Genomic DNA, 21,128 nt, shown 5'->3' with positions numbered 1-21,128 from the left:
AGTGCTGTGAATGACCGCTTCGGAGAACCTCATCTGGTGGGTCAGGCGCACTGCAGGCATTCCCATCAAAACATCAATGACTGCAATGGGTGGCTTTTTTCATGCGAATACGCATAATGTATTCAAGATAAACTTATCTAACTAGGATTTTTATAATCTTACTTTCAGCACAAATTATGCTGAAAGCAGTTTTTATTTATTAAATTCACGTTGCCGAAGCTCTAGTTTTGTCCATGTACAAAGCCACGTCGCGCACATCAGCCCGTAGGGGCTTCCCTGACATCGGAATAGGGAAGGTGCCATTTGATCGTTGTACGTAGGCGGTATCCTTAGCTACGCCGACTATATGGCAAACCTGCTCCAGTGTTAAGACTGGAGAATTGTAGATTGCTAAAAGCATGAATTCAGCATTCATTAGTTAACTCCTTTATTCTTGGTTGCGTTTTTAATTGATCATTCTTGGATATGGGGAAGTTAGTACCCCTAATATCACCATTGGTTGTTCTTTTATTGTTTTCACTTTGATCGTTAACATCAAAAGTTGATGAGTTCAGTCTAGTTTTAGGTGATTCTGGGTTTTGGTGAGTACAGTTATTTACACGAGTCCGAGGAAGATCAAAAACAGCCCCATCACCACCGTTATTTACCGGCATCCATGTATGACGCACAGACTTAAAAACAACCCCAATCAAGGCAGAACAATGGACACCGTAAGGTGTCACTTTGATCGTTTCACCGTACCGGCCGATGACGGTTTTTTCGTCCTTGGCCAAGGTAATCACCAGCTCTTTACGTGGCACAATTGCACCGCCCTGGGCGCGTAAATATTCGGCCCAGTCTGCGCGTTTTTCGCCATCGATTTTTTGTACTGCGTCCCAAGCACGTCGCATCGGTTCCGGCGCTTTGTTAACCATCTCTTTTTTTATGCGACGCAATTCACGCCAAATGGTGACCGGTGCACCGCCCCATTGTTGAAACTGGCGGATGCCCCACTTTGCAGCCCACGTTTCAACGCGCATAGAAGGTGTTAATTCCACGTCGCCATTTAAATCAGTCGCGACCGTATAACCTTCACGGGTTTTATGTTGCTCAACACCGTCGATGTTTTTTGCGACATATTTGGCGATATAGCCAGCGGCACTGCCCTTGCTCCAGTCAATACGCTTAACATCTAAGCGATGTTCAAATGCACCAGGCTCACCGCGTTCAGTGCGCCAGGCGTAACGCTTCATGATACGAATCGCACGGCCGGCGACATCATGGATGTGGTGCTTCTTGTACTTTTCAGTTGGACGAACGAATAACAGCATGTGCCAGTGTGGGCAGGAATCATGATGTGGTTCTGCAATCCGGAAACCGTATATGCCAATGCCCAGACGCGCTAGAGCCGAACGACACAATGCGGTCATTTTGCACAAATACTGATTCGCTTCACGCGGTGTGGCATGACTGTATTTGGGGTTGGCATACCCATTACGGCGGGTCGCGTGAAAGTGCGATGGACATGTCCACGTCACAAAAATACCCTGGTCGCCGGTTTCCCTGGCGATGGTTTCAAAACCATTGATACGTAGCATTAACTCTCCTCTTCGTATGGATTTATTGGCAGTCGTTTTTTCTGCGAGATCGGCAATACTGAATTGCTCGCCGTTCTCGTTTTCTAATACAGTGGCGGCCATGGCCAGTGCGTTACGACGGTTCTGTGCTAACCGTCCGAGCACTGCTTCATTGCTAGCATACGGTTCACCCCGATAATGCACATAACCGAGCCGGATATTACCGGCCTCAAAAGCACGACCGATGCTCTTGCGTAGCTGGCGACGCCACCAGCGGTGGTCAATGGCACGTGCCACGACATCGGCTAACTCTTCAAAGGCAGGTGTATCGATGCCATAGTCACGACAGAGGGCGCTAATGATGAGCAAGGCGTGTTGATCCGATTGCGCGGCACACAGCCCTTGCGATACCTGGCCAGCGGCTTTCTTGGCGGTGGCGATAATGTCGTTATCATCCTGAGTCATATTGATACCAGCTGGCACGTACTGTTTAGCAAAGTCACGTACGAAATTCACCGCAATCGATTCATAAATTTTGTGCCAGGAAGACCAGGCCATTTTATCCAGCGTGCGTGCGATTAACCGCTTGCGCCACTTGTAAGGAATGTGGGCAATTTCTGTTTTAAATTTAGCCGTTTCAAAAAATAATTCATGACGACGCTGCGCTGGCATTTCTCTCTGTTTAGATCGCATGACTAGCTCTTTCATACAAGCGAACGCCATGTTCTGCCGCCGCCTTCATGGCAATACGCTCCGCATCGCTAAAGGAATGCACAGGGCAATCCCAACGGTGGTCTTCCAAGCCTGCCGCCCGCAATATATTGCGTCGCACACCCGCAGGTGTCACGCCCCATAGTTGCGCCGTCAGTGGGCTTTTATTTTCTACCTGGCGATGTTGTATCGCGGCTTTCGCTTCGGCTAGCGCACGTAATGCAAGTGGGCTATTTGGCGGAGTTGGTCTGCCTTGATCCCATACTTTAAAGATGTCAGTCGCGGGGCGAAAAGAGAGGTGATCATTAATAAGTGAAACGCTCATTACCATTCCCCCGCCATACCGCCAGCTTCGTGCAAGAAGTTTTGCAAATCAAAACTAAGCAAACTCACCGACCAAAAAAAGCGTTCTTGCTTGCAGAAAACGTATTCCCGCAAAATTACACGGAACAAGCTAGGGGAAGTAATCCGAATCGAAAGCGGTAGTTGCATGGCTAATCCTTTGCCCAACCAAGCGCTACCACAAAGGTAGGAGCGAACATGGCGATGCCACAGAGAACTCCGCTCAAAAAGTTTTGCAATCGTGTTTTTTTAATACCCACGCCCATTAAGGGCGTAGCATATTTATAATATAGTAACCATGTGCGCTTTGGATAACGCATGATCGCCAAGTATCCACATTCAAATAAAATGGAGTTCACCGTATGGAAACAACGCTGCACCCGGGTCATAAAGCACCCGACTTTGATACCAAAATCACTGATTTCATCAATACCTATGACCACTACCCCTGGCCCTCGCCGCCCCGTTACATCGGCATCGCCATGATCGTTGACGGGAGCTATGTAGCGTATCGCACGGTGGAGGCCATGGGCATGCCAGAAGCACTCGACATGCTCGGTTTCTTGCATTCCATCGGGATGCGCGACATGATTGACAGCATCCCCAAAAAGGGGAAGTTTGACGGTATCTTTGGCTTCCCCATGGATCTGGCCAATTAAAGGAAACACACTCTTCGTTAACTTGCCTTGCGCTACGCCCAGCGCAGGTTTGTTAGCAATAATTTTCAGAATATTAACCGCTCTGCTTCCTGATTTTTTTCTGTTGAAATTCATGATTCACTTTCATTGGGGTGAGCAAATCCCGCACGCTATTTTTCAAGCGTTGCAGGTACGACGAAATAATGGGCGCGCTAAATCAGCGTGGTGTTAATTACGGCGGGGCGAGGATGGTCGGTAACATGGCAGTCCTTAAGCGACAAACAGATTCAATGAAAGTTGATTCGCCGCGTTATGGCGGACATGCTGCGATATGGGAATGCGTAGATTCGTTTTAGGTAGTGCTGACAGCGACAGCGTGCGCAATACTTCTAAACCAGCTACAAAAGTATGACCACAGTCTGGGTTCTGACACATGTACGTAATCTCTTTAAATAACGGTGACAAGGTGCGGCTTTTTCTGGCTAACACACGGCTTTCACAATGGGGGCAGGGCAGGCTAATGACTCTCATGTGACTTCCTTGTGCTTGACGCAGTGACGGCATACAGGCTACGACCGCGACCAGTAAAATGTTTGGTTTGATTGCGTAAACGTGACTTTACCAACCACTCGGCGGTCTGCTCTAACGTGGCCAGACCTTGTTGCAAACGAACGCGCTCTAGCATGTCGCGCTCATCGTCACTAAAGGTAATTTCTTGTGTTGGCATAGTTTGAGTAACTCAAAAGTTGCTGATGTCTGGCTTCGTTTATGCGCTACGACGCGATAAGCTGTCGGCATGGTCAGCAGTAAGCAAAGCGACAGCTTCCCGCATGATCATCTGGCGGGCGATGACGGCTAATGATTCGCCCCGGTAGTTCGCCAGCGCATTAATCAGATCATGTTCGTAATCGTCCAGGCTCACCATAATGCGGTTGTGACGAAGACGTTTTGTATCGGGATACATAGTTAAAGTCCTTTGCAATTATTGATTAATGGCAATGTTGCGTTCATACTGTTCTAAACCCGCAAGGATCATGACGCGCAAGAAGGAAGCGCGAGAGCGGAACTCATCGGCCGCATATTTTTCTACGCGGATCATTTCATCTGGGGTCAGGCGCAGATTCAATGGTCCACCCAGAATGCCGCGTTGAACGCGGAGCTGTTTGGGCTGTTTTTGTTGGGTGGTTGTCATGGTATATACTTTGTCATTAGCTAGGGATAGCTCAACTATAGTGGTCAAACGTCCACATGTCAATTAAATAATTGGTCATATGATAGATTTTAATGTGCGTCTTCGCGCAGAAAGAAAGCGACTTGGTTTAAACCAGGAGAAATTTGCTGTTCTTGGAGGAGTTACAAAAGACACTCAATTAAATTATGAAAGTGGATCGCGAAAGCCAGATTCAGACTATCTAGCCGCAATCGCTCGCGCCGGAGTTGATGTACTTTATTTATTAACAGGTGAACTTGCTGTGTCTGCATTGACGCAAGAAGAAAATGAAGTCCTGATTGGATATCGAAGCCTAGACACACGTGGCAAAGCTGGCGTGCTTGGCTTAATTGATGGCATGGCACCAATCGAAAAAACAAAAAAAGAAGAGCTTAAAAAAGAGAATCTCGAAATCCCAGTAACGCCAATTAGTGGCGGCAATCATTTTTACGGGAAAGTGGGTGAAATGACGGATGTAAAAGGCGATCAATATAATTCTGGAAGTAAAACTATAAATGTCGGTGGCGATAAAAAAAAGAAAAAGAGCACGCCCGAATCCTGAGTATTCTGCAACCCCACAAGCCAACCGTATTTTTTGGCAGTACTGGCCAGGTGTTTATCGGTAGCTTTCAACCTGGCCACCTATTTTATTTAGTATTTTTTTCGGCGTTTTTGGGCATGGGTCTTGTATGTGACTATCTACTTTATATACATACCCCCGAGACCGTTATTTCGCAGACTATTGAGTCGACTATTCATGCCTACGTTGCGAAACAATCCACCGTCGTCGTGGGCAGCACCGATTGCACCGAAACCCAGCAATGCGGGTTGAATGCCACTGCAAAGTATGATTAACACGTAACCTGTAATGCAAAACAACATGAATAGGTAGGGTGTCAATAAGCGAAGCGCATTGCACCTTTTTGACGTATCAACCATGCGGCGCAATAGATGAAGCCCATTGCGCCCTACTTATTACAGGCTACGCGAGCTTATTTTGCAGCGCTGGGGATTTACTGTGCCAGACTTTGTGGCGGAATGCGCTGGTACGGTTTTAAACTATAATATACTACTAAGCACTTAGCTCAGAAGATGAAAGGAAATCAGAATGCAGACCCAGGCAATGCACCCACTTGATATGGCGACAGCCGCGACAGTTAAGGCCTTTATGGAACGCGTGACTGCTGTATTTTCTGTACGTAGTGCAATATTGTTTGGCAGTCGCGCACGCGGCGAATTTAAACCAGACAGCGATGCTGATGTCGCGGTTTTGCTCTCTGGCCAACACGGTAAATTCATGGACGCAAAAATGGCGATGTCTGACATTGCGTTTGATGTCATGCTTGATACCGGTATTCGCGTTGAAGCTATTCCGCTATGGGAGGATGAGTGGGCCAATCCAGATGCGTACCGCAATCCTTTTTTACTGCGCAATATTGAGCGCGATGGGATCATCCTCTGATGAGTATCATTTCCCCACACGATTTGATTCTTAAAGCCAATCGGGCGATTGAATCTGCGCAATTGCTTCGTCATGCAGGCGATGTCGATGGTGCCTGTAATCGTGCTTACTATGCGATGTTTGATGCTGCGAAGGCGGGATTGCTTAAATCTGTCCCGGGAATTGATCCGACGATCGGCAAAACACATAGCGGACTGATTTCCGCATTTGGACAACATTTAGTTAAAACCGGTCTTGTTCCTGTTGAGTTTGGCCGTGCGTTTAATCGCGCACATGACATCCGACAAGTCGCTGATTACACCGGTGATCTGATTGAAATTGCCCAGGTAGAGTCATTGATTCAACAAGCTATCGAGTTTGTTGAATGGATTAGTTCTCAGATTGTATCTAAATCAAATTGATCCGCGGCTGCGCCAGTGGCGCAGAGCTAATCCCTATTGTTTTCCGCAATAATTTCCCGGCGCTCCTGAATTTCCACCCATTGATCCCTGGCGGTTTTTGCGGCGTACTGGCGGCTGGCGTAGACGAGTTCTAGTGTTTTAGCATTGTCAGTGCTGCCTGCTAATTCTTCCCCGCTGCGATTTCTTCCCTTTTCTTTCCATTTGGTGAGCACGCCGGTGATGCCTTCGTCCGGATCTGTTTGAGGTTCACGTTCGGCCTCGGCTTCTTCCACCTTGGTTTCTAATTCTATGCGGGTGGTAAATCCTCCATCGCTGATGCTGTGTATGGTTTTGACCGCTTGCCATTCCACCTGATCTATCGCGTCTTTAAAACCGGATACGGTCACCGGAGATTTTGGCATGAGCGCTGGATTGCCGAGTGCTAGTGCCAGTTCAAACGTGGCCAGTCCGCGCTGCAGGCGCTGCCATTCGGCCACGGCGGCTTGCCGTGCGTCGGTTTCGTTGGCGTAGGTGGTGCGCAGCCGTTTGCTGTTGCCGGGGTTACCGGCCACCACACTTTTCCGTACCGCATATTTTTGGTCATGCCAGAACACGCGCACACCAGAATAGCTGTCGCGCTCGCTGCTGTGGTAGCGGTGGCTGTCACCCAGTTGGCGGGTCAGGTGAATGATCGGCAATGCTTTGCCGGATGCCGTTTTGCTTTGGTTGGTCGGGATGAATAACAGCGTGTTGTTTTTGACGGTAGCGGTGGCGTCGTATTTTTTGCCGAGGCGACGCAGAAATGCCGCGTCCGATTCGCGGGTCTGATCCAGATGCATGACGACGACGTTGCGCAAACTGTCGGCAATGCCGGATTGCAGTTCATTTTTAAATGCGATCAATTCGATGATGGCACCTAATGTGGTGTCGTGGAAACTGGCTTCTTGCAGTTGCCGGAAGGCGTCGATTAAATTGGCGGTGCGGGCACGCAAGGTGATCTGATCCGGCGTGCCGCTATGTTCGACTTCATCAACCGTAAATTCACCTTTATTGACCAGACCGTCCTGCGCCCAACCGATGTGCAGATTGATTTTAGCGCCGCGTGGCGGAATGGCTAACTTGCCGTCGGCATCACTCAACGTTAGGTCGAGCTGGTCGCTGTCATCACCGGCGCATTCGGTCAGTGTCAGGCTGACCAGACGTGGCGCGATCTTGCCGGTGATGTCTTGTTCATCCAGCGTAATCAAAAAGCCGGGGCTGGGGTAGCGCGTTATCATGATCTCACCATCGCACTGCCGAACCGGTTACCAGCGGTGAGTGCGTCGTTAGCACCTCTGGCCAAGCCATCTAGACCCAGCATATTTTTGATACTGCCTGGATCACCGAGGCTATTCATCAGCCCCGGCAGATCGTCATCAATGCATTTTAAGCTGATCGTAAAATCGACCTTGCCTGCTGCGCCGGTAGCGGCCAGGTGGCTGCTGTTCTCGGTCAGGCCGGTGATGATGAAGGTGCCGAGAATACGGCCGTTACCCTGAATTAAAATCCACGACTGGCCGGTATCGGCCATCATGCGTAAGGCATCCAGCGAATACAGGCTGCCCGTTAATTCCGGCGCGATCCACCCGGACAAGGTAATGGTGTCGTCACCCTTGCCGGTGAACTGGTGCGCGTCGCGGGTACCGACCCGGCTGGTACCGGGATGTTTCCACTCGGTCTGGCGTTGCAGTTCCTGGTAGGCCAGGGTGGGCAAGCTAAATACAAACATGCCTAATGCCATCATCATCGTGTGAGTTCTTTCTTAATCGGCTAATCGGGAACGCAGGCGCGCGGCTTTCTGGTGGCTCTGCTTTTCTAGGGCTTTTGTCACGGCTTTGGCAATGGCCGCTTCATCCATACCGGGTGCTGGGTTGATCGTAAAATGATTGGTGTCTCCCTGCATCATCACGCTGCTGCCAGGCGGACGGGTAGCCACCGGTGGGCGGGTGTCAAACGACAGGGCTGGCATGGCGGTTAGATTGGCACGAATTCCAGCACCGGCCTGGGTGAGGTGGTTGGCCATGCCGCCCACCTCACTAAAATTCGATACCGGTGCAATGGGGCGCTTGAGTTTTAGCGCATCCATCATTTGTTGCGATTGCTGTACCTGCTCACTGGAGAGCGGCTTGCTATCGATGGCCAGTTTTCCGGTGGGAAGTATGTTTTCAAATTTAGAAATAAGGGCATCTAGCATCGGAAATTGTGCGCGAATTCCTTTAATAAAACTCGCAATCATATTGCTGCCGAACTCGCTAAACTGTTCTGGCATGTCCACACCAAATAGGCGCAATATGCCCGCAATGGCTTTATAGACGATGCCCAACGGTGACCAATTCAATATAAACGCGTTGACGGTCAAGAGACTTTTAAACATTCCCGTGATGATGCTGATACCCACATCTGCCATGAGGAGGATAAGTCCTGCTATCCATTTTCCGAACAAATAACCACTACCTGTAGTTGCATCGAGCTCCGCTTGCGTTGACTGCAGCGGTGAGATCAATTCAGACAACCACTTTCCTGCTTCGTTAAATTTTTCGACAAACCAATCCCATAACGGTTTTAGTGGCTCAAGTACGGTACCCATCGCACCAAATGCCCGGCTAAACAGTTCACCCAACGGAGCAAGGCCATCGCTCAACCCTTCCCAAAATCCGGTAAACCATGCCTTGAGCGGCTCCCAGTATTGATAGACCAGATACGCCAACCCCGCGAAGACGGCAATGCCAGCAATAATCAGTAGTAACGGTGCTAAGGCAATGCCCGCTGTGATGCCCAGCACACCGAATGCCGTGCTGACTGCGGCCATCGGCACGACAATGGCCGCCAGAGCAATCGTCAAAGTACCGAGTACCAGCAACACCGCGCCGACTGCCAACGTGATCATCAGCAGTGTTTCGGCTAGTTTTGGATTGTCTTTCATCCACTTGTCGGTCACGCGCAGGATGTCAGTTATGCGGTCAGTGACTTTGCGCATTGGCACATCGATAGCATCGGACATGGTGATGCCGAGATTTTCCCACGAGGAGGACAGGGTTTTGAGATCACCGCTTAAGTTGTCGGCCATCACCTGCGCTGTTTTAGCGGCAACGCCTTTGGAGTTCTCAACAATGGCCACATACCTGCCGATACCATCCGCGCCTTGTTTATCGATCAGCTCGGCCATACCGGCGGCAGGCTCTTCACCAAAGATACGTTTTAGGAATCCTAGACGCTGGCCACTGCCCATTTTTTCCGTTGCCTTGGCCACGTCGCGCAGAATGCTGGGAATGTCGCGCACATTGCCCTTCAGATCCTGCGAAGATACACTCAATTCTTTCAGCGCTTTACCGGCGGCCGAGGTCGGCGCGGCCAAGCGCAGCAGCATCGAGCGCAGTGTTGTTCCGGCCTGGCTACTTTTAATCCCGGCGTTACCCAGCAACCCGGCCATGGCCGAGGCTTGTTCCAGCGACATACCTGCTGCCCTGGCAATCGGGCCGACGTATTTCATCGTGTCACCCAGCATTTCCAGATCGGTATTGGCGGTGGTAAACGTCATGGTCAAGACGTCACCGACCCGCGTCATTTGGTCGGCCTGCAGGCCGAAGCTGGTCAGGATGTCGGAAGAAATATCGGCGGCGCGTGCCAGATCCGAGCCGCCAGCCTTGGCCATGGATAACACACCTGGCATGGATTGCAGAATATCCGCTGGTTTAAAACCGGCCATGGCCAGATAACCTTGTCCTTGCGCTGCTTCGGTGGCGGTGTAACTGGTGTTCGCACCCAGATCACGCGCTTGTTGGCGCATGGCCTTGAAGTCGTCGGATTTTTTATCGACGCGACTCAATGCCTGCACCCGCGACATGGCCTCATTAAATTCAATCCCTGGCGTGAGCATCTGCCTGGCACCCATTAATACGCCGCCACCGATGGCGGCACTGGTTGCGCCGACCATGGCGGCTTTACCCGCCATGTCTTTGGTCTTGGCATACTTGGCACGCATGGCAGCAACACGAGTTTGCTGGGTGGCGACATCGGCCAGTTTCTTTTTTTGCGAAGTCAGTTCGGCATTCGTATACGCAATGCTATTTTTTAACCAGGTCTGAGCCTCACCGAGTTTTTTGGTGCTAATACCGGTGGCGAGTAACGCATTACGAACCGTCTTATTTGTTTCTAAATTCGTGCGGTAGGTGGTGGTCAGTTTTTCAACGCTGGCTTGTGCTTTTTTATACTCACTGCTGAGTTTTTTAACGGCTCCCGCTGCCGGGGAAGATTGGGACTTCAATGTGGTCAACTGCGTACCCAACTCAGAGACACGCTGTTTTGCAGCGCGCAATTCGATGGAGGTGGTATTCAATCCTTTTTTGAGTTCGCGGAATTGACTGATTTTGTCTTGCTGGGCATTGAGGTCTTTTAGCCGGTCACTGGTGGCTTTAATGGCGTCAGAGGTCGGAGCGGCCGCGCCCCGAATTGCTTTGAGTGGTGCCGTGATTCTATCCAGGGCAGAGAGAATCACCTGTAATTTGAGGTCGGCCATTGTGTCTTTCTACTGTTCTGTTGTACTGCGCACTCTGGCACGTTCGCGCCAGTCCATCAGTTCCGATAAGGTAAATTCCGACATGGCGGCCGGTGGCCAGTGAAACACCACCGCAATGTCGGCCATCGCGTTCTCGACTACGTCGGGGAGGCCATGTTCCGATCCGCCTTCTTCGCCAAAAAAAAGGCGACCTCGGCACCGAGCGACATCAGATCGGCTAGGTCCAGATTGTTGACTTCATGATTGGTTAAGGTTGGTTGTGTGATGCGTGGCAAGACCTTTTGCAAGGCGGTGACATCCAACTGCGCCAGCTCGACTAGCGATACGCCGCGCAATTCACCCGCCTTCGGTTTGCGTAATTGAATCTCGGTAATCAATGACTCGCCGCGCTGGATCGCTTCATCTAAGGTGATCGTTACATAGATGCCGTTGGCGTTGCTCGTTGCATGTTGCGCTGTGTTCATGGTGTGATCCTTCAGTTAAAAATAGAATAAAAAGTCATGTGATGCAATCCGAATTCAGGCGAATTTACAAGCCAATGGCTTTACGAATGCCCGCGTTGCGATCCACGCCGCCGATCAGTTCCACTCCGGCCATGAAGTCCAGTTCAATCAAAACTTCATTGTCAACACTGAGCTTGTAGTAACTGCATGCAGTATTGAATTTGTGTGCAGTCTCGGTGGCGTGTTTGGCGCTGCCCATATCAATTTCCTGATGACGGCCGCGTACCACCACTTCCACCGCCGCAACCTCGCCGGTGTCGTCGTTTTGGTACGCGCCAGCAAAGCGCAATTGCACGGCGTTGTGACGATTGGCTGCGTATTGTTTGAGTGCATCCACTACCACGCCGCCAGTAGTCCATTCCAGCGTGATTGCTTCACTGCCAAAGTCCACCATGATCGGGCCAGTCATGCCACCAGCGCGGTACTCTTCCATCTTGCGCGCTAGTTTCGGTAACGTGAGTTCCGGCACTTTGCCCATATAGGATTGGCCGTCGTTAAATAAAATAAAGTCTTTTAGTTTGCTGGGTAAGCCCATGCTGTTCTCCTGGATAAGTTAAGGTGCGTTACGCGTTGACGCGGCTGGCAAAGTCGGCCAGGTAGCGGTCGGTAATGCGTTGTTGAAAGACCAGATTTTCTAGCGGTGGCACTGGCGTGTAATCGTAGTCAATGGCCAGCTTGCCGGACTTGAGTGTGTCTTTGCTGTTGAACTGCTCGTCGTACCAGGCACTGCCGTCGATGATGTAACCCTGCGCTTTCAAGTCACGGAATTTAGCGTTAATGCTCTCGATCAAATCCTTGACCAGTGATGGGTGCAGTGGCTTATCCACATAAGTAAAATGGGCTTCAGCAATCGTATCGGCCAACACTTGCGCGGTGCGGGTGTAATTTTCAAAAAAGAAGAACTCCGGCACTTCTGCAGTGCGTGAACCCCAGAACCGGAAACCGCCGTTATTGATTAACGTCGTCACTTCCTTACTGTTCAAGTATCCGGCATCGGTCGCCGGATCTTGAAGATCCCAGAACACATCGCGTGATAAACCGGTTGGACCATTGATCGGCATATTCGAGAGGGTTTTATGCCAGCCGATTTCTTCATCAATTTTGGCGCGCAGGCCGAGCGCATAAGCTACCGCCGGAATGGTGGTTTCGCTGTTCGTGGCGGTATTCCAGTTCACAAAGTCCGGCCAGATCAGCATTAGCTCACGTTGACCAAAATCTTTACGGTACAACACGGCTTCTTCCTTGGTAGCACACTCATACGCCGAGGCATACACAAAGCCACGCAACTGCTGTGCCACCGCGACTAAGGCGTTGGTAACGGCCTTGTTATCTAAGCCGGGCGCACCGAGAATACGCGGCTTGATGCCGAGTTTGCTTTGAGCGGCCAGCAAGGCTTTGATGCCGGTATATTTGCCGTCTTCATCCGAGCCGCCGATCACGTTGCTGGTGGTTTCGTCCTCATCGGCACCTTCTGCCACGCGCACCACAATAGTGAATGGTTTCGTTTGCATGCCGATGGCGTCTAATGTGCGACGCAGTGTCCCTTTGGTTCCTGCTTTACCTGCAGCAGCAATGACATTGGTCAGTAACACCGGCGTGTTTAAGGGGAATACGGTGGCGTCGGCATCGCTGGCGGTGGCCACTAAACCGATGACGGCCGTGCTGATGGTACGGATAGGGCGAGTGCCTTCGTTGATTTCGATGACTCTGACGCCGTGGTGGTAGTCTGCTGCCATAGTGCTCTCCTGTTATGTAAATGGTTAGGTGTTGATTAGCGTTGGAATACCTGCAGCAACGGCGAACAGGTGCTGACTAGCATTGCTCGCGTTGACGACTTCATTCCTGAATGACTCCACTGCAGCGTTGGTGCTACGTTGCTGCTGTGAATTTTCAATCAGCAGAATTGGTACCCAGCTCATGGCGCAGCCGCGTTCATCGACTGCATCGCCGGTATTGGGATTGGTTCCGGCAAGTTGAATAAACCAGGCGCAGCGATGTAATGCATCACCTCTAATTTCTTCGCACTTGGAACCGAGCGGGCAACTGATAACAGTTTTAATTTCCATCACTGACCTCGTCATCTGCAGGTATTTCTCTGTCCGGTAGCCAAGGCATTTCTAGGTTGCGAATGATCCATTTTTCGCCATCGAAAACGGTTTCTTTATCTGCAGGCAGATCGGTTGGCGGTGGAATTAGTGTTGTACGTGGTGGGCAATGAATTTCTTCTTTATCTCGATTTTTTTCAAATTGATATTCACCAATAAAGTTGCCGTAGTCGCCGTATTGGTAGCCGGTGATCAAGATTGGAATGATTTTTTCTACGGCCGTTGTTTCGACAATGTTGACGTCGATTTTTTTGGATATTGCTTTAGTTCTCGTTGCCATTGATAGCCTCTTAATTTTTTGCGCAAATAATCATGTCGATGTAACGTGCTTGCCAGTTGGTTTGCGATGAGCCGTTATCGGTGGAGCCGCTGTGGGTGTGGTTGGCGCTGATACCACTATTCCAAATGCCGGTTACTGCAGCGTTGGAATAACCTGTGTAGGTGATTCGGTCACCACTGTCTGAAAAGCCAGCGCCGGTTGAACCTCTGGCACGCACAGGAACACTATGGACATGACCTGGATCTTGAATGTAATGCGTGTGGTCGGCACTTTCAACACCGGTTGTAAATGAGTGGGTATGGGCTGGAACCACGTTGTTAATGACAGGATCATGGTCGCCGCCAGTGCCACCGCCACCACCGTTGACAACGCGCAGCATCCGGTTGTTGGTGGAATCGTCGTTGACTTGCGTCCAACCTGTCGGTGCGGCCGCTTGGGCAAATGGCATTCGCGTTCCAGCAGGAAATCGGTCTTCTTTACCTGCTAATAAGTTGCTGACGTTGTAAATAGATATTTGACCTTTTGACGTGGCTGTCACACCTAATACGTAGTAAGGTATTTGGCCCGGATTCTCTTCGTAGCGGTAGCCGTAGCCACACCATAGAGCGGCGTTGCCCGCCGTATCGGCATGACCAACACGGAGATTTTTAGTTGCACTTAATCGCGCCGAATTTGAGTTATCACTACCCCATACGTAGGTGGTTTGTCCACCGGGATCATGCCAGTTAAACGCCATGTGGTCGGCGCCGTTATTGATCTTGAAGGTGACCTGCGCCGTGTCGGCATTAGTGGCATTTCCCGCTGTACCGGCATGTCTCACAGCGAAATTACTTGGATTGTAAAGCGCGCAATTACCGGGTGAATTTCCTCCGTGCAGCCAAGTTGGCTGTCCTTCTCGCTCATCCCAGTTGAGAATAATACCCTTGCCGCCGGCTTTATTACTCAGGCTATCTTGTACCCACGCCTCAAATTTTTCCACGTAACTAATAGAGGCGGCGTCCGTTATTTCATAACCCGCCAACGTGGTTGGGTTGTTGCCGTCTGTGACGCGGCCTTTTGCATCAACGGTGACTTGGCGATAGCTTCCTGCTTTAATACCGCTCTCTTTTTGGGTAAGGGTCATGGTGACATTTTCCGAGCCGTCAAATTCAGCGTGGCCTTCCGCATCACCATCAATATTGATGGTGCGTGCCGTGTTGAGTTTGATGGCCTTACCTGCCGCTTTTTTGCCTGTTTCTAAATCCTCGACATGGTTTTTTAAGAACGTGGTACGCGACGCCAATTGAATCGCCTGGCGATTATCGATGCCGTCTTCACCACCGATCACATCGTCGGTTTTTTCTAGTTGATAAATGCCGTCTACCCACTGATTTGTTTCTTTTACATTTGCCATGCGGATTCCTTAAACCACGCCACGACTATAAGTGCCGTCGCGTTTGATGGTGCCGTTGTGCTTAATGGGGTTGGAAGTAAAGTCGAGCGCAGTCAAATGGCAGCAGACGCGTTTGACGTTTTCGATGCGCTGCCGGATCAGTTGCGCTTGCACATGTGAAACCGGCCGGGTCAAGATGACTTTAAAGGTCGCCCACTCACTATTACTGCGCTCGATCAATTCGGCATTCGGATGGCCCACTGCACTCAGGGCGCGTTTCACGGCGGCCGGTGTGCCTTTTTGTTGCCGGATGGCGCGGGTGGAGGCGACCACATCGCGCTGTAGTTGTTCTGGCCACGTGCTGTCCCACTCTTCCACGCCCACTGCCCAGGCTAACCAGGGCAGTAAGGTGATGGGGCAAGTTTGCGGGTTCCAGTTGTCGCGCAAGCGGAACGGAACGGCACCCAGACGTGCAGTGCTTTGTTCCAGGGCGCGTTCAAGCGGGCTGGTGTTGGGTGGTAGTAATGAGCGCGTCATCATGTTGGCTTTACTCCGGCGATGTGGATGGCGGTTGAGACGCACCACGCGGCTTGCGTGGCAGTGCAGACAATGTCGACTAACGGACTGCGCCGCACTACTTTAAACACACCAGGCACATGCAAAGCGCGAGACAAAGCCGAATCGGTGATGTCGGCTTCGAGCAATTGCTGTTCCAGCAGGTAGGTTGCAAAACTGACTTGCGCGGCTTTTAAGACCAGGTTTTGATCGGGGCCATTGTAGGTATAAATATCGGCATCCAATTCCCAGCGCACAATCTCAGCACCTGCGACGATCAGTTCCTCTGATAACGGCCGGATTTCGTCGCTATTGAGCGTGGCGCGCACTTTGTCGAGCAGTTCTTCGCTGGCGGTACCATCACCGGTACGGCTTAAAATCGTGACGACAGTGGTGCCGGGACGTGGGCTGGTGACGGACGCATCTTTAATCTGACCGTCAGCAGACAAGGCGTGAAATTTATAGGCATTACCGGCACCAGCGGTCGAGTAACTGTCATCCTTCAATAACAAGCGACGGCGATAGCTTTCGTCTTCCTCCATCAGCTGTTCCGTGGGTGGCGAGGTAGTCGGGTCCGCTTCGCAAATGACCAGGCGTTTTTCTCCGGCATAGTAGGTAATGCCGATATGATCCAAATCGGTGCCGGTAGAAAAGGCGACCAGTAATGCGCGACCTTCTTCATTAATCCGATGGCGCAGCAGTAGTTCGCGGTACGCCGCGACTTCTAAAATCTTATAGGCAGGATCAGACTCAAGCAGGTTGCTGTAACTAGCGTGACGCTCCAGTAAATCCGTGAGCATGTCGTCAAGAATAGCTTCAAACGACAGTGCTTCCACAAACGCCGGTGCCGGTAATTTCGATAAATCAATGGTGGAATTAGTCATGCGGCCACCTGGTGTTGATCACTATTAAGCGGAACAGTCAGTTCGACACTTTGCTGCTCGGTAATCCCTTGCAGCGATAAGCTGGCACGACCAGCGGCGTTGTAGTCCAGTTGCAGGCTGGTTAAACGAATACGCGGTTCCCAACGCTGCACGGCATACGCGGTGGCGGCATACAGGCGTAATTGCGTTACGCTATTGAGCGGTTGGTCGATCAGCTCCGGCACTTCAGAACCATAATCGCGGCGCATGACGCGGCTACCGAGTGGCGTGGTAAGTATGTCGGCCAGCGACTGGCGGATATGCGCCAGACCGGACAAGGCGCGGCCAGTGAGTGCGTTCATGCCGATCATTTCGCAACTCCAGAATCGGCACCCAGTGCAATCACGGGATGTTTGTGGCCAGTCAAGCTAATACCCTTGGCAATGACGTCGTCAGACACATTCAGCTTGCCTTGAATACTTGCTGCTGCCCCGTCTGTTCCTGGCAGTACTGCCATACCGGCATTGAGTGAACTCATGCCATTCACGATTAAATTTTTTGCCACGGTCAGGTTGCCGGTGCAGAGTGTTTCTTTTGCGTCGGACGTGACTTTGTCGGCTTTGACCAGCGCGCTGCTACCGCTCGGTAATATAGCCGTGAGGGCGTGAGCCTCATGGTCGTATTGAATGATGGCACCATCCGGATATTTAGTCGTGTGGTGCGCCGGATTGGTGGACGGTGGCTTGGCGTGTTCGGAATACACGGCGGGAAACAAGATGCTTTGATTAAAGTCACCTTCAGGCGAAAACAGAATGACTTGTTCACCTTTTGTGGGTGGCCACCACGTTTGCGTGTCACCGGCGCGTTGCGTTGCCCAGGGACGCCAATCAGTTAAATTTTTACCGACCAGCACGCGTACTTTTTGGGCGTCGTAATCCACTTCGGCAATGGAGCCAAAACGGATTAAATTTAAAATTAAACGGAGGAGGTCGGAGAGGTCAGAAGTCATACGGCTATGTTGCCGTGTTGCTGACGGAAGTGCATTAAGGGGCGGGTTAGAAAGCGGCTTGCTAACCTTGCCGATGTTTCACTGGCTGCGTGCGCGTGAGAAAGTACGGGCTTACATAAAAACGCGGCGACGTGGACATTAGCACTAACTAATATCCACGCCACCGTTCCGGCAGTTGTACCTGCAAGACAGCCAAGGCCGCGCCACCTGATCAGGTAGGCCGAAGGCTATCATATTTAGATAGGTATTGACCATGTTGGATATCCGTTGCGGAAGTTGTTCCCGTAAATTAGGCGAGGGTGAGTACATCACCCTGTCTATTAAATGCCCACGTTGCGGCACCTTAAATCACTTGAGAGCCACGCGCTCCGAACCGGCAAGCCCCAGAGCTTCTGAATTGAAAACGCTATCTCATGCACGCAAGTCCCATCATTCCCTGGCTGGGCGGCAAACGCCGTCTGGCGGATAAACTCATCCCCTTATTTCCACCGCACGAATGTTATGTAGAAGTATTCTGCGGCGGTGCCGCGCTGTATTTCCTGCGGCCGGTACCAGCGCATACCGAAGTCATCAACGACATAAACGGTGAGCTGGTCAATCTATACCGCGTGGTACAGCACCATATGGAAGAATTTGTGCGCCAGTTTAAATGGGCGATTACCAGCCGTCAGATTTTTAAGTGGCACCAGGCGGTGGTGCCGGAAACACTCACCGACATTCAACGCGCCGCTCGTTTTTATTATTTGCAGCAGCACGCCTTCAGCGGCAAAGTCACCGGGCAGCATTTTGGTACTGCCACCACTGCACCGGCCATTAACCTGTGCCGAATAGAAGAAAACCTGAGTGCCGCGCATTTACGCCTGGCTGGCACCTTTGTAGAAAACCTGCCCTGGCTGGATTGTATGAAAAGGTATGACCGGACGCATTCGTTTTTTTATTTGGATCCACCGTACTGGCAGACCGAAGGCTATGGCGTGGAATTTGGCTTTGAACAGTATGAGCTGATGGCTGAATTTATGCGTAACTGCAAGGGGCGTGTGATGGTGAGTATTAACGACCACCCGGATATTAGGCGCGTGTTTGAAGGCTTTACGATGATGGGGCTGGATATCAAATACAGCATGGGGAGTGTGCATGGCCAGCCGTCGACTAGCAAGGAATTGGTGATAGCTAACTGGGATTTTGGGGCGGTTGAGGGGTTGTTCTAAGGGGATTTTTTGTTAATTGTGTTCATAATGCCCTATTTAGGGTATAGCCAATGGATTTAATACACTATAGTATCTTTGGGCACTTTATAGATTCTTTTGTTAATGCAAATAGGTAACTAATTAATGGTGGTTGGGCTAATGCTGCATCAGCCCAACATTTTGTGATTGATTCAGGACGTGATGCGGACGATCAGCGAGTAGGCTGGGTTTATACACGCAACCAATTAGATGCTGGGTTTTAACCCTACTTGGGGCTCTTCGAATATATTCTTCATGGAGGGATAAATGGCAAGCTTGGATGTGCATATTAGCAACATTAAACAAAGATCTACGATTTGCTTACTCATCGGTGCGTGTTTCCTTGTTCTGTTATTTTTTGCCTTGCTATACATAATTATTGTTCCCATCGATTCAATGCTACTTGTTGAAAGAATTGGTGGTTTGATTATATTGATAGGGGCGTTAATAACTTGCTCGTTTTACTTTCTTCAGTGCGCAAATGCTTGCGAATTAACCTTGGGTTATATTGCACTTGGAAATGAGAGAAAGGTTGCATCGACAATGGATAAAAGCCATTGCTTGAAAGTTTTTGTTGCGAATCTAAGACATCATTAATTCAGTGGAGAGAGAATATGATCAGCGAAGATAAGAATAAAATTCTAACCAGCAAGCCAGAGGAAAAACTTGAAATTCTTTTTGATGATATTTCAAGGAAAAATAAAAAAATATTTATTTTTAGCATTGTACTTTTAGTCATAATGATTACTGTTGCCGGTGCCGGGCTATATCGTGGTTTTCAAGAGGTTAATCAGAAATATTCCGCATTAAATATGCAGATTGCCAGTGAGGTAGTAAAGCTAAAAGAGCTCAACGAACGTGCAGACAAACTGGCCTCCCAGGTAGTCGATGACGAAGCAGATGAAAAAATACATAGTAAGTTCGTCTATGATAATTTAGGCCCGATTGTGAATGACCAGGCCAAAAGAATTGAAGCCATCGAGAAAAAAATAAATAGTCGATCGCAAAATGGTACACCGAAGTAGTAAATTAGCGCGAAGCGAGCAAACCGGTCGAAAACCCAACGCATTACCGTAGGGCGCTAAAAACGCAGCGTATTACGCTGACAAATTATGCATTAGGTTGTTTTACCTTCCCATGCGTCGCAATACGCTGCGCAGATGATTGAGCAAATTGAAGTAATCTTGAATAACCAATTGGCGTAATATAGGTTGCTATTACACCCTACGTGTTGCCAAAAAAGGCTAACAATTCACTCCATCAGATCTGCGCAAGGTGCCGCGCAGGCCGGTGAATTCAAACGATAAACCTTATATGTCAAGTCTCTCTATTTTTCTACGTCAGGTTCGCAGTCGATCGCGTGAGCATCTGCAGGCAATGCAACTTTTAGCGCAAGCCCGACTTGCGGGGCAAATGGTTTCTGTTCTACGGCAAGAGTTGGATTCGATGGTTCGTGTCATTTATTTGCTTACTCGGAATCTTGAGCGTCGAGAATTGCTTATCGAGGCCTCGGTCAAAGGCGAAAAATGGTTACAGGAAAACTCGCGTGCTACAGTGACAGATAGAGAAATGGTCGATCTTTCGCAATCTTTACAAGGTTGGACGCAATCCGTTTACAAGTTTGGTTGCGCATTTATACATCTTTCTGGACTTCATGATTACAATGATCGAGACCCACTTGTGCAGCTTCCTCGCCAAGAGCGTCACGACATTCTTGCGCACTGCCGTCACTATCATGGTGGATCTTTAACAGACGATGCCAGCTTTGAAGATCTCGTTCCGTTCTTTCCTCGTGTCCTTGAAAAAATTGCTAACAATTTGGAGAGCTATCTCGTAGCCTTGGAAAATGGGGAGGTATGCAGTGCAGCTGAGGTTTAATTGGTCGATCCATTAGAATAAACAATAAAGGGTTGCTGCTACGCCGCATATTGTGTACGCCAGCGGCCTCAAATTTTGACGCTATGCGGGCGATCACTTAATCAAAAAATGATTTCATAGTGCGTTAATTTTTACTTAAATGCAGCAACAACGACTCCCGAATCAGCGTGTGATCGCTGGGGCTAAAACCCAGCAATTGCCGTTCTGGATATTGATAGTCAACGCCATTTTTAGCTACCTTATCTTTCAACCCTTCCTGATGTATTCGCGCAATGCGCGCTACTCTGCCATAAAATCCTACTGTTAATTGCTGTGCGTCCTGCCGCGTTTTTAAATGTTTGGTTGTGCGCAACACGGTATCTATGGACTCCACCCGTTTTGCAAGAAGAATTTGATTTCAACCAGTAGGTAAGCTTGCGTGTATCTATACGGCCTGATAGATGAGCGGTTTTTTGCTCTGGCCCTGATGTAATACGCGCGTCA

Annotated in this window: 31 protein-coding genes; 7 read left to right on the top strand and 24 right to left on the bottom strand. The window is 50.0% G+C overall.

Annotated features, from left to right (window positions below; all coding sequences use genetic code 11):
* Positions 1-205: 205 nt before the first annotated feature.
* The 9 genes from S2091_RS21470 to S2091_RS21435 form a co-directional block, all read right to left on the bottom strand.
* Positions 206-415: a helix-turn-helix transcriptional regulator gene (locus S2091_RS21470; protein ID WP_105534023.1), complete on the bottom strand. Its 210-nt coding sequence runs from the start codon at positions 413-415 to the stop codon at positions 206-208.
* Positions 405-2,249 (bottom strand): replication endonuclease, encoded by a 1,845-nt coding sequence (locus S2091_RS21465; RefSeq protein WP_105534022.1) that lies wholly within the window; start codon positions 2,247-2,249, stop codon positions 405-407. Before S2091_RS21465 ends, S2091_RS21470 begins: the two co-directional genes overlap by 11 nt.
* Complete coding sequence (locus S2091_RS21460; RefSeq protein WP_105534021.1) at positions 2,239-2,592, bottom strand: hypothetical protein; 354 nt, start codon at positions 2,590-2,592, stop codon at positions 2,239-2,241. The genes S2091_RS21465 and S2091_RS21460 overlap by 11 nt, the downstream gene beginning before the upstream one ends.
* Positions 2,592-2,759 carry a hypothetical protein gene (locus S2091_RS24145; RefSeq protein WP_165795063.1) on the bottom strand — a complete coding sequence of 56 codons (168 nt, stop codon included), beginning with the start codon at positions 2,757-2,759 and terminating at the stop codon, positions 2,592-2,594. The genes S2091_RS21460 and S2091_RS24145 overlap by 1 nt, the downstream gene beginning before the upstream one ends.
* Positions 2,760-2,761: 2 nt before the next feature.
* The gene (locus S2091_RS21455; protein ID WP_105534020.1) at positions 2,762-3,382 is read right to left on the bottom strand and encodes a hypothetical protein; all 621 of its coding nucleotides are present in this window, start codon (positions 3,380-3,382) and stop codon (positions 2,762-2,764) included.
* A 135-nt stretch (positions 3,383-3,517) separates the two neighbouring features.
* Positions 3,518-3,778, bottom strand: a complete 261-nt coding sequence (locus S2091_RS21450) for an Ogr/Delta-like zinc finger protein (protein WP_105534019.1) — start codon at positions 3,776-3,778, stop codon at positions 3,518-3,520.
* Positions 3,765-3,974, bottom strand: a complete 210-nt coding sequence (locus S2091_RS21445) for a hypothetical protein (RefSeq protein WP_105534018.1) — start codon at positions 3,972-3,974, stop codon at positions 3,765-3,767. Before S2091_RS21445 ends, S2091_RS21450 begins: the two co-directional genes overlap by 14 nt.
* 39 nt (positions 3,975-4,013) lie before the next feature.
* Positions 4,014-4,211 carry a hypothetical protein gene (locus tag S2091_RS21440; protein WP_105534017.1) on the bottom strand — a complete coding sequence of 66 codons (198 nt, stop codon included), beginning with the start codon at positions 4,209-4,211 and terminating at the stop codon, positions 4,014-4,016.
* Between the two features lie 18 nt (positions 4,212-4,229).
* Complete coding sequence (locus S2091_RS21435; protein ID WP_105534016.1) at positions 4,230-4,439, bottom strand: hypothetical protein; 210 nt, start codon at positions 4,437-4,439, stop codon at positions 4,230-4,232.
* 79 nt (positions 4,440-4,518) lie between these two features.
* Between S2091_RS21435 and S2091_RS21430 the strand changes: the two genes are divergently transcribed.
* The 3 genes from S2091_RS21430 (at position 4,519) to S2091_RS21420 (ending at position 6,320) form a co-directional block, all read left to right on the top strand.
* Positions 4,519-5,019, top strand: coding sequence for a helix-turn-helix domain-containing protein (locus S2091_RS21430; RefSeq protein WP_105534015.1), 501 nt, complete (start codon positions 4,519-4,521; stop codon positions 5,017-5,019).
* A gap of 546 nt (positions 5,020-5,565) precedes the next feature.
* The gene (locus tag S2091_RS21425; protein WP_105534014.1) at positions 5,566-5,919 is read left to right on the top strand and encodes a nucleotidyltransferase family protein; all 354 of its coding nucleotides are present in this window, start codon (positions 5,566-5,568) and stop codon (positions 5,917-5,919) included.
* Complete coding sequence (locus tag S2091_RS21420) at positions 5,919-6,320, top strand: HEPN domain-containing protein (protein ID WP_165795062.1); 402 nt, start codon at positions 5,919-5,921, stop codon at positions 6,318-6,320. The genes S2091_RS21425 and S2091_RS21420 overlap by 1 nt, the downstream gene beginning before the upstream one ends.
* Before the next feature lie 26 nt (positions 6,321-6,346).
* Here S2091_RS21420 and S2091_RS21415 read toward each other — a convergent pair whose 3' ends face one another.
* From S2091_RS21415 to S2091_RS21350, 14 genes are all read right to left on the bottom strand, one after another.
* Entirely contained in the window at positions 6,347-7,576 is a 1,230-nt protein-coding gene (locus tag S2091_RS21415) for a phage late control D family protein (protein ID WP_105534013.1), read from the bottom strand.
* Positions 7,573-8,085, bottom strand: coding sequence for a phage tail protein (locus tag S2091_RS21410; RefSeq protein ID WP_105534012.1), 513 nt, complete (start codon positions 8,083-8,085; stop codon positions 7,573-7,575). The genes S2091_RS21415 and S2091_RS21410 overlap by 4 nt, the downstream gene beginning before the upstream one ends.
* Before the next feature lie 15 nt (positions 8,086-8,100).
* Positions 8,101-10,854, bottom strand: a complete 2,754-nt coding sequence (locus tag S2091_RS21405) for a phage tail tape measure protein (protein ID WP_105534011.1) — start codon at positions 10,852-10,854, stop codon at positions 8,101-8,103.
* 9 nt (positions 10,855-10,863) lie between these two features.
* Complete coding sequence (locus S2091_RS21400) at positions 10,864-10,980, bottom strand: GpE family phage tail protein (protein WP_105534010.1); 117 nt, start codon at positions 10,978-10,980, stop codon at positions 10,864-10,866.
* Positions 10,981-10,991: 11 nt separating this feature from the next.
* Positions 10,992-11,318, bottom strand: a complete 327-nt coding sequence (locus S2091_RS21395; protein WP_105534009.1) for a phage tail assembly protein — start codon at positions 11,316-11,318, stop codon at positions 10,992-10,994.
* 64 nt (positions 11,319-11,382) lie between these two features.
* The gene (locus tag S2091_RS21390) at positions 11,383-11,892 is read right to left on the bottom strand and encodes a phage major tail tube protein (protein WP_105534008.1); all 510 of its coding nucleotides are present in this window, start codon (positions 11,890-11,892) and stop codon (positions 11,383-11,385) included.
* Between the two features lie 28 nt (positions 11,893-11,920).
* Positions 11,921-13,093, bottom strand: a complete 1,173-nt coding sequence (locus S2091_RS21385; RefSeq protein WP_105534007.1) for a phage tail sheath protein — start codon at positions 13,091-13,093, stop codon at positions 11,921-11,923.
* Positions 13,094-13,117: 24 nt separating this feature from the next.
* On the bottom strand, positions 13,118-13,423 hold the full coding sequence (locus S2091_RS21380) for a hypothetical protein (protein ID WP_207769779.1): 306 nt from the start codon (positions 13,421-13,423) through the stop codon (positions 13,118-13,120).
* Entirely contained in the window at positions 13,413-13,742 is a 330-nt protein-coding gene (locus tag S2091_RS21375) for a hypothetical protein (protein ID WP_105534006.1), read from the bottom strand. Before S2091_RS21375 ends, S2091_RS21380 begins: the two co-directional genes overlap by 11 nt.
* Positions 13,743-13,752: 10 nt before the next feature.
* Positions 13,753-15,135 (bottom strand): hypothetical protein, encoded by a 1,383-nt coding sequence (locus S2091_RS21370; protein ID WP_105534005.1) that lies wholly within the window; start codon positions 15,133-15,135, stop codon positions 13,753-13,755.
* A gap of 9 nt (positions 15,136-15,144) precedes the next feature.
* A complete protein-coding gene (locus S2091_RS21365; RefSeq protein ID WP_105534004.1) occupies positions 15,145-15,654 on the bottom strand; it encodes a phage tail protein I in 510 nt (169 codons plus the stop codon).
* A complete protein-coding gene (locus S2091_RS21360) occupies positions 15,651-16,553 on the bottom strand; it encodes a baseplate assembly protein (protein WP_105534003.1) in 903 nt (300 codons plus the stop codon). Before S2091_RS21360 ends, S2091_RS21365 begins: the two co-directional genes overlap by 4 nt.
* A complete protein-coding gene (locus tag S2091_RS21355) occupies positions 16,550-16,903 on the bottom strand; it encodes a GPW/gp25 family protein (protein ID WP_105534002.1) in 354 nt (117 codons plus the stop codon). Before S2091_RS21355 ends, S2091_RS21360 begins: the two co-directional genes overlap by 4 nt.
* On the bottom strand, positions 16,900-17,541 hold the full coding sequence (locus S2091_RS21350) for a phage baseplate assembly protein V (RefSeq protein WP_105534001.1): 642 nt from the start codon (positions 17,539-17,541) through the stop codon (positions 16,900-16,902). The genes S2091_RS21355 and S2091_RS21350 overlap by 4 nt, the downstream gene beginning before the upstream one ends.
* A gap of 253 nt (positions 17,542-17,794) precedes the next feature.
* Between S2091_RS21350 and S2091_RS21345 the strand changes: the two genes are divergently transcribed.
* The 4 genes from S2091_RS21345 (at position 17,795) to S2091_RS21325 (ending at position 20,645) form a co-directional block, all read left to right on the top strand.
* Positions 17,795-18,010, top strand: a complete 216-nt coding sequence (locus S2091_RS21345) for a Com family DNA-binding transcriptional regulator (protein WP_105534000.1) — start codon at positions 17,795-17,797, stop codon at positions 18,008-18,010.
* Positions 17,955-18,749: a DNA adenine methylase gene (locus S2091_RS21340; protein ID WP_105533999.1), complete on the top strand. Its 795-nt coding sequence runs from the start codon at positions 17,955-17,957 to the stop codon at positions 18,747-18,749. Before S2091_RS21345 ends, S2091_RS21340 begins: the two co-directional genes overlap by 56 nt.
* 632 nt (positions 18,750-19,381) lie before the next feature.
* Positions 19,382-19,792 carry a hypothetical protein gene (locus S2091_RS21330; RefSeq protein ID WP_105533997.1) on the top strand — a complete coding sequence of 137 codons (411 nt, stop codon included), beginning with the start codon at positions 19,382-19,384 and terminating at the stop codon, positions 19,790-19,792.
* A gap of 289 nt (positions 19,793-20,081) precedes the next feature.
* Complete coding sequence (locus S2091_RS21325; RefSeq protein WP_105533996.1) at positions 20,082-20,645, top strand: hypothetical protein; 564 nt, start codon at positions 20,082-20,084, stop codon at positions 20,643-20,645.
* 124 nt (positions 20,646-20,769) lie between these two features.
* Here the strand turns inward: S2091_RS21325 and S2091_RS21320 are convergent, their stop codons facing one another.
* On the bottom strand, positions 20,770-21,018 hold the full coding sequence (locus S2091_RS21320; protein ID WP_243405522.1) for a phage virion morphogenesis protein: 249 nt from the start codon (positions 21,016-21,018) through the stop codon (positions 20,770-20,772).
* Between the last annotated feature and the right edge of the window lie 110 nt (positions 21,019-21,128).

This window comes from Solimicrobium silvestre (genome assembly GCF_002976435.1).
In the GTDB taxonomy this organism is placed as follows: domain Bacteria; phylum Pseudomonadota; class Gammaproteobacteria; order Burkholderiales; family Burkholderiaceae_D; genus Solimicrobium; species Solimicrobium silvestre.
The sequence above is the reverse complement of the archived record's forward strand: the minus strand, read 5'-3'. Positions and strand labels throughout refer to the sequence as shown.

Bases quoted from the DNA above. Each gene is read 5' to 3' on its own strand.
- S2091_RS21470 (WP_105534023.1), bottom strand. From the start codon at position 415: ATGAATGCTGAATTCATGCTTTTAGCAATCTACAATTCTCCAGTCTTA.
- S2091_RS21465 (WP_105534022.1), bottom strand. From the start codon at position 2,249: ATGCGATCTAAACAGAGAGAAATGCCAGCGCAGCGTCGTCATGAATTA.
- S2091_RS21460 (WP_105534021.1), bottom strand. From the start codon at position 2,592: ATGAGCGTTTCACTTATTAATGATCACCTCTCTTTTCGCCCCGCGACT.
- S2091_RS24145 (WP_165795063.1), bottom strand. From the start codon at position 2,759: ATGCAACTACCGCTTTCGATTCGGATTACTTCCCCTAGCTTGTTCCGT.
- S2091_RS21455 (WP_105534020.1), bottom strand. From the start codon at position 3,382: ATGAATTTCAACAGAAAAAAATCAGGAAGCAGAGCGGTTAATATTCTG.
- S2091_RS21450 (WP_105534019.1), bottom strand. From the start codon at position 3,778: ATGAGAGTCATTAGCCTGCCCTGCCCCCATTGTGAAAGCCGTGTGTTA.
- S2091_RS21445 (WP_105534018.1), bottom strand. From the start codon at position 3,974: ATGCCAACACAAGAAATTACCTTTAGTGACGATGAGCGCGACATGCTA.
- S2091_RS21440 (WP_105534017.1), bottom strand. From the start codon at position 4,211: ATGTATCCCGATACAAAACGTCTTCGTCACAACCGCATTATGGTGAGC.
- S2091_RS21435 (WP_105534016.1), bottom strand. From the start codon at position 4,439: ATGACAACCACCCAACAAAAACAGCCCAAACAGCTCCGCGTTCAACGC.
- S2091_RS21430 (WP_105534015.1), top strand. From the start codon at position 4,519: ATGATAGATTTTAATGTGCGTCTTCGCGCAGAAAGAAAGCGACTTGGT.
- S2091_RS21425 (WP_105534014.1), top strand. From the start codon at position 5,566: ATGCAGACCCAGGCAATGCACCCACTTGATATGGCGACAGCCGCGACA.
- S2091_RS21420 (WP_165795062.1), top strand. From the start codon at position 5,919: ATGAGTATCATTTCCCCACACGATTTGATTCTTAAAGCCAATCGGGCG.
- S2091_RS21415 (WP_105534013.1), bottom strand. From the start codon at position 7,576: ATGATAACGCGCTACCCCAGCCCCGGCTTTTTGATTACGCTGGATGAA.
- S2091_RS21410 (WP_105534012.1), bottom strand. From the start codon at position 8,085: ATGATGATGGCATTAGGCATGTTTGTATTTAGCTTGCCCACCCTGGCC.
- S2091_RS21405 (WP_105534011.1), bottom strand. From the start codon at position 10,854: ATGGCCGACCTCAAATTACAGGTGATTCTCTCTGCCCTGGATAGAATC.
- S2091_RS21400 (WP_105534010.1), bottom strand. From the start codon at position 10,980: ATGGCCGACATTGCGGTGGTGTTTCACTGGCCACCGGCCGCCATGTCG.
- S2091_RS21395 (WP_105534009.1), bottom strand. From the start codon at position 11,318: ATGAACACAGCGCAACATGCAACGAGCAACGCCAACGGCATCTATGTA.
- S2091_RS21390 (WP_105534008.1), bottom strand. From the start codon at position 11,892: ATGGGCTTACCCAGCAAACTAAAAGACTTTATTTTATTTAACGACGGC.
- S2091_RS21385 (WP_105534007.1), bottom strand. From the start codon at position 13,093: ATGGCAGCAGACTACCACCACGGCGTCAGAGTCATCGAAATCAACGAA.
- S2091_RS21380 (WP_207769779.1), bottom strand. From the start codon at position 13,423: ATGGAAATTAAAACTGTTATCAGTTGCCCGCTCGGTTCCAAGTGCGAA.
- S2091_RS21375 (WP_105534006.1), bottom strand. From the start codon at position 13,742: ATGGCAACGAGAACTAAAGCAATATCCAAAAAAATCGACGTCAACATT.
- S2091_RS21370 (WP_105534005.1), bottom strand. From the start codon at position 15,135: ATGGCAAATGTAAAAGAAACAAATCAGTGGGTAGACGGCATTTATCAA.
- S2091_RS21365 (WP_105534004.1), bottom strand. From the start codon at position 15,654: ATGATGACGCGCTCATTACTACCACCCAACACCAGCCCGCTTGAACGC.
- S2091_RS21360 (WP_105534003.1), bottom strand. From the start codon at position 16,553: ATGACTAATTCCACCATTGATTTATCGAAATTACCGGCACCGGCGTTT.
- S2091_RS21355 (WP_105534002.1), bottom strand. From the start codon at position 16,903: ATGATCGGCATGAACGCACTCACTGGCCGCGCCTTGTCCGGTCTGGCG.
- S2091_RS21350 (WP_105534001.1), bottom strand. From the start codon at position 17,541: ATGACTTCTGACCTCTCCGACCTCCTCCGTTTAATTTTAAATTTAATC.
- S2091_RS21345 (WP_105534000.1), top strand. From the start codon at position 17,795: ATGTTGGATATCCGTTGCGGAAGTTGTTCCCGTAAATTAGGCGAGGGT.
- S2091_RS21340 (WP_105533999.1), top strand. From the start codon at position 17,955: ATGCACGCAAGTCCCATCATTCCCTGGCTGGGCGGCAAACGCCGTCTG.
- S2091_RS21330 (WP_105533997.1), top strand. From the start codon at position 19,382: ATGATCAGCGAAGATAAGAATAAAATTCTAACCAGCAAGCCAGAGGAA.
- S2091_RS21325 (WP_105533996.1), top strand. From the start codon at position 20,082: ATGTCAAGTCTCTCTATTTTTCTACGTCAGGTTCGCAGTCGATCGCGT.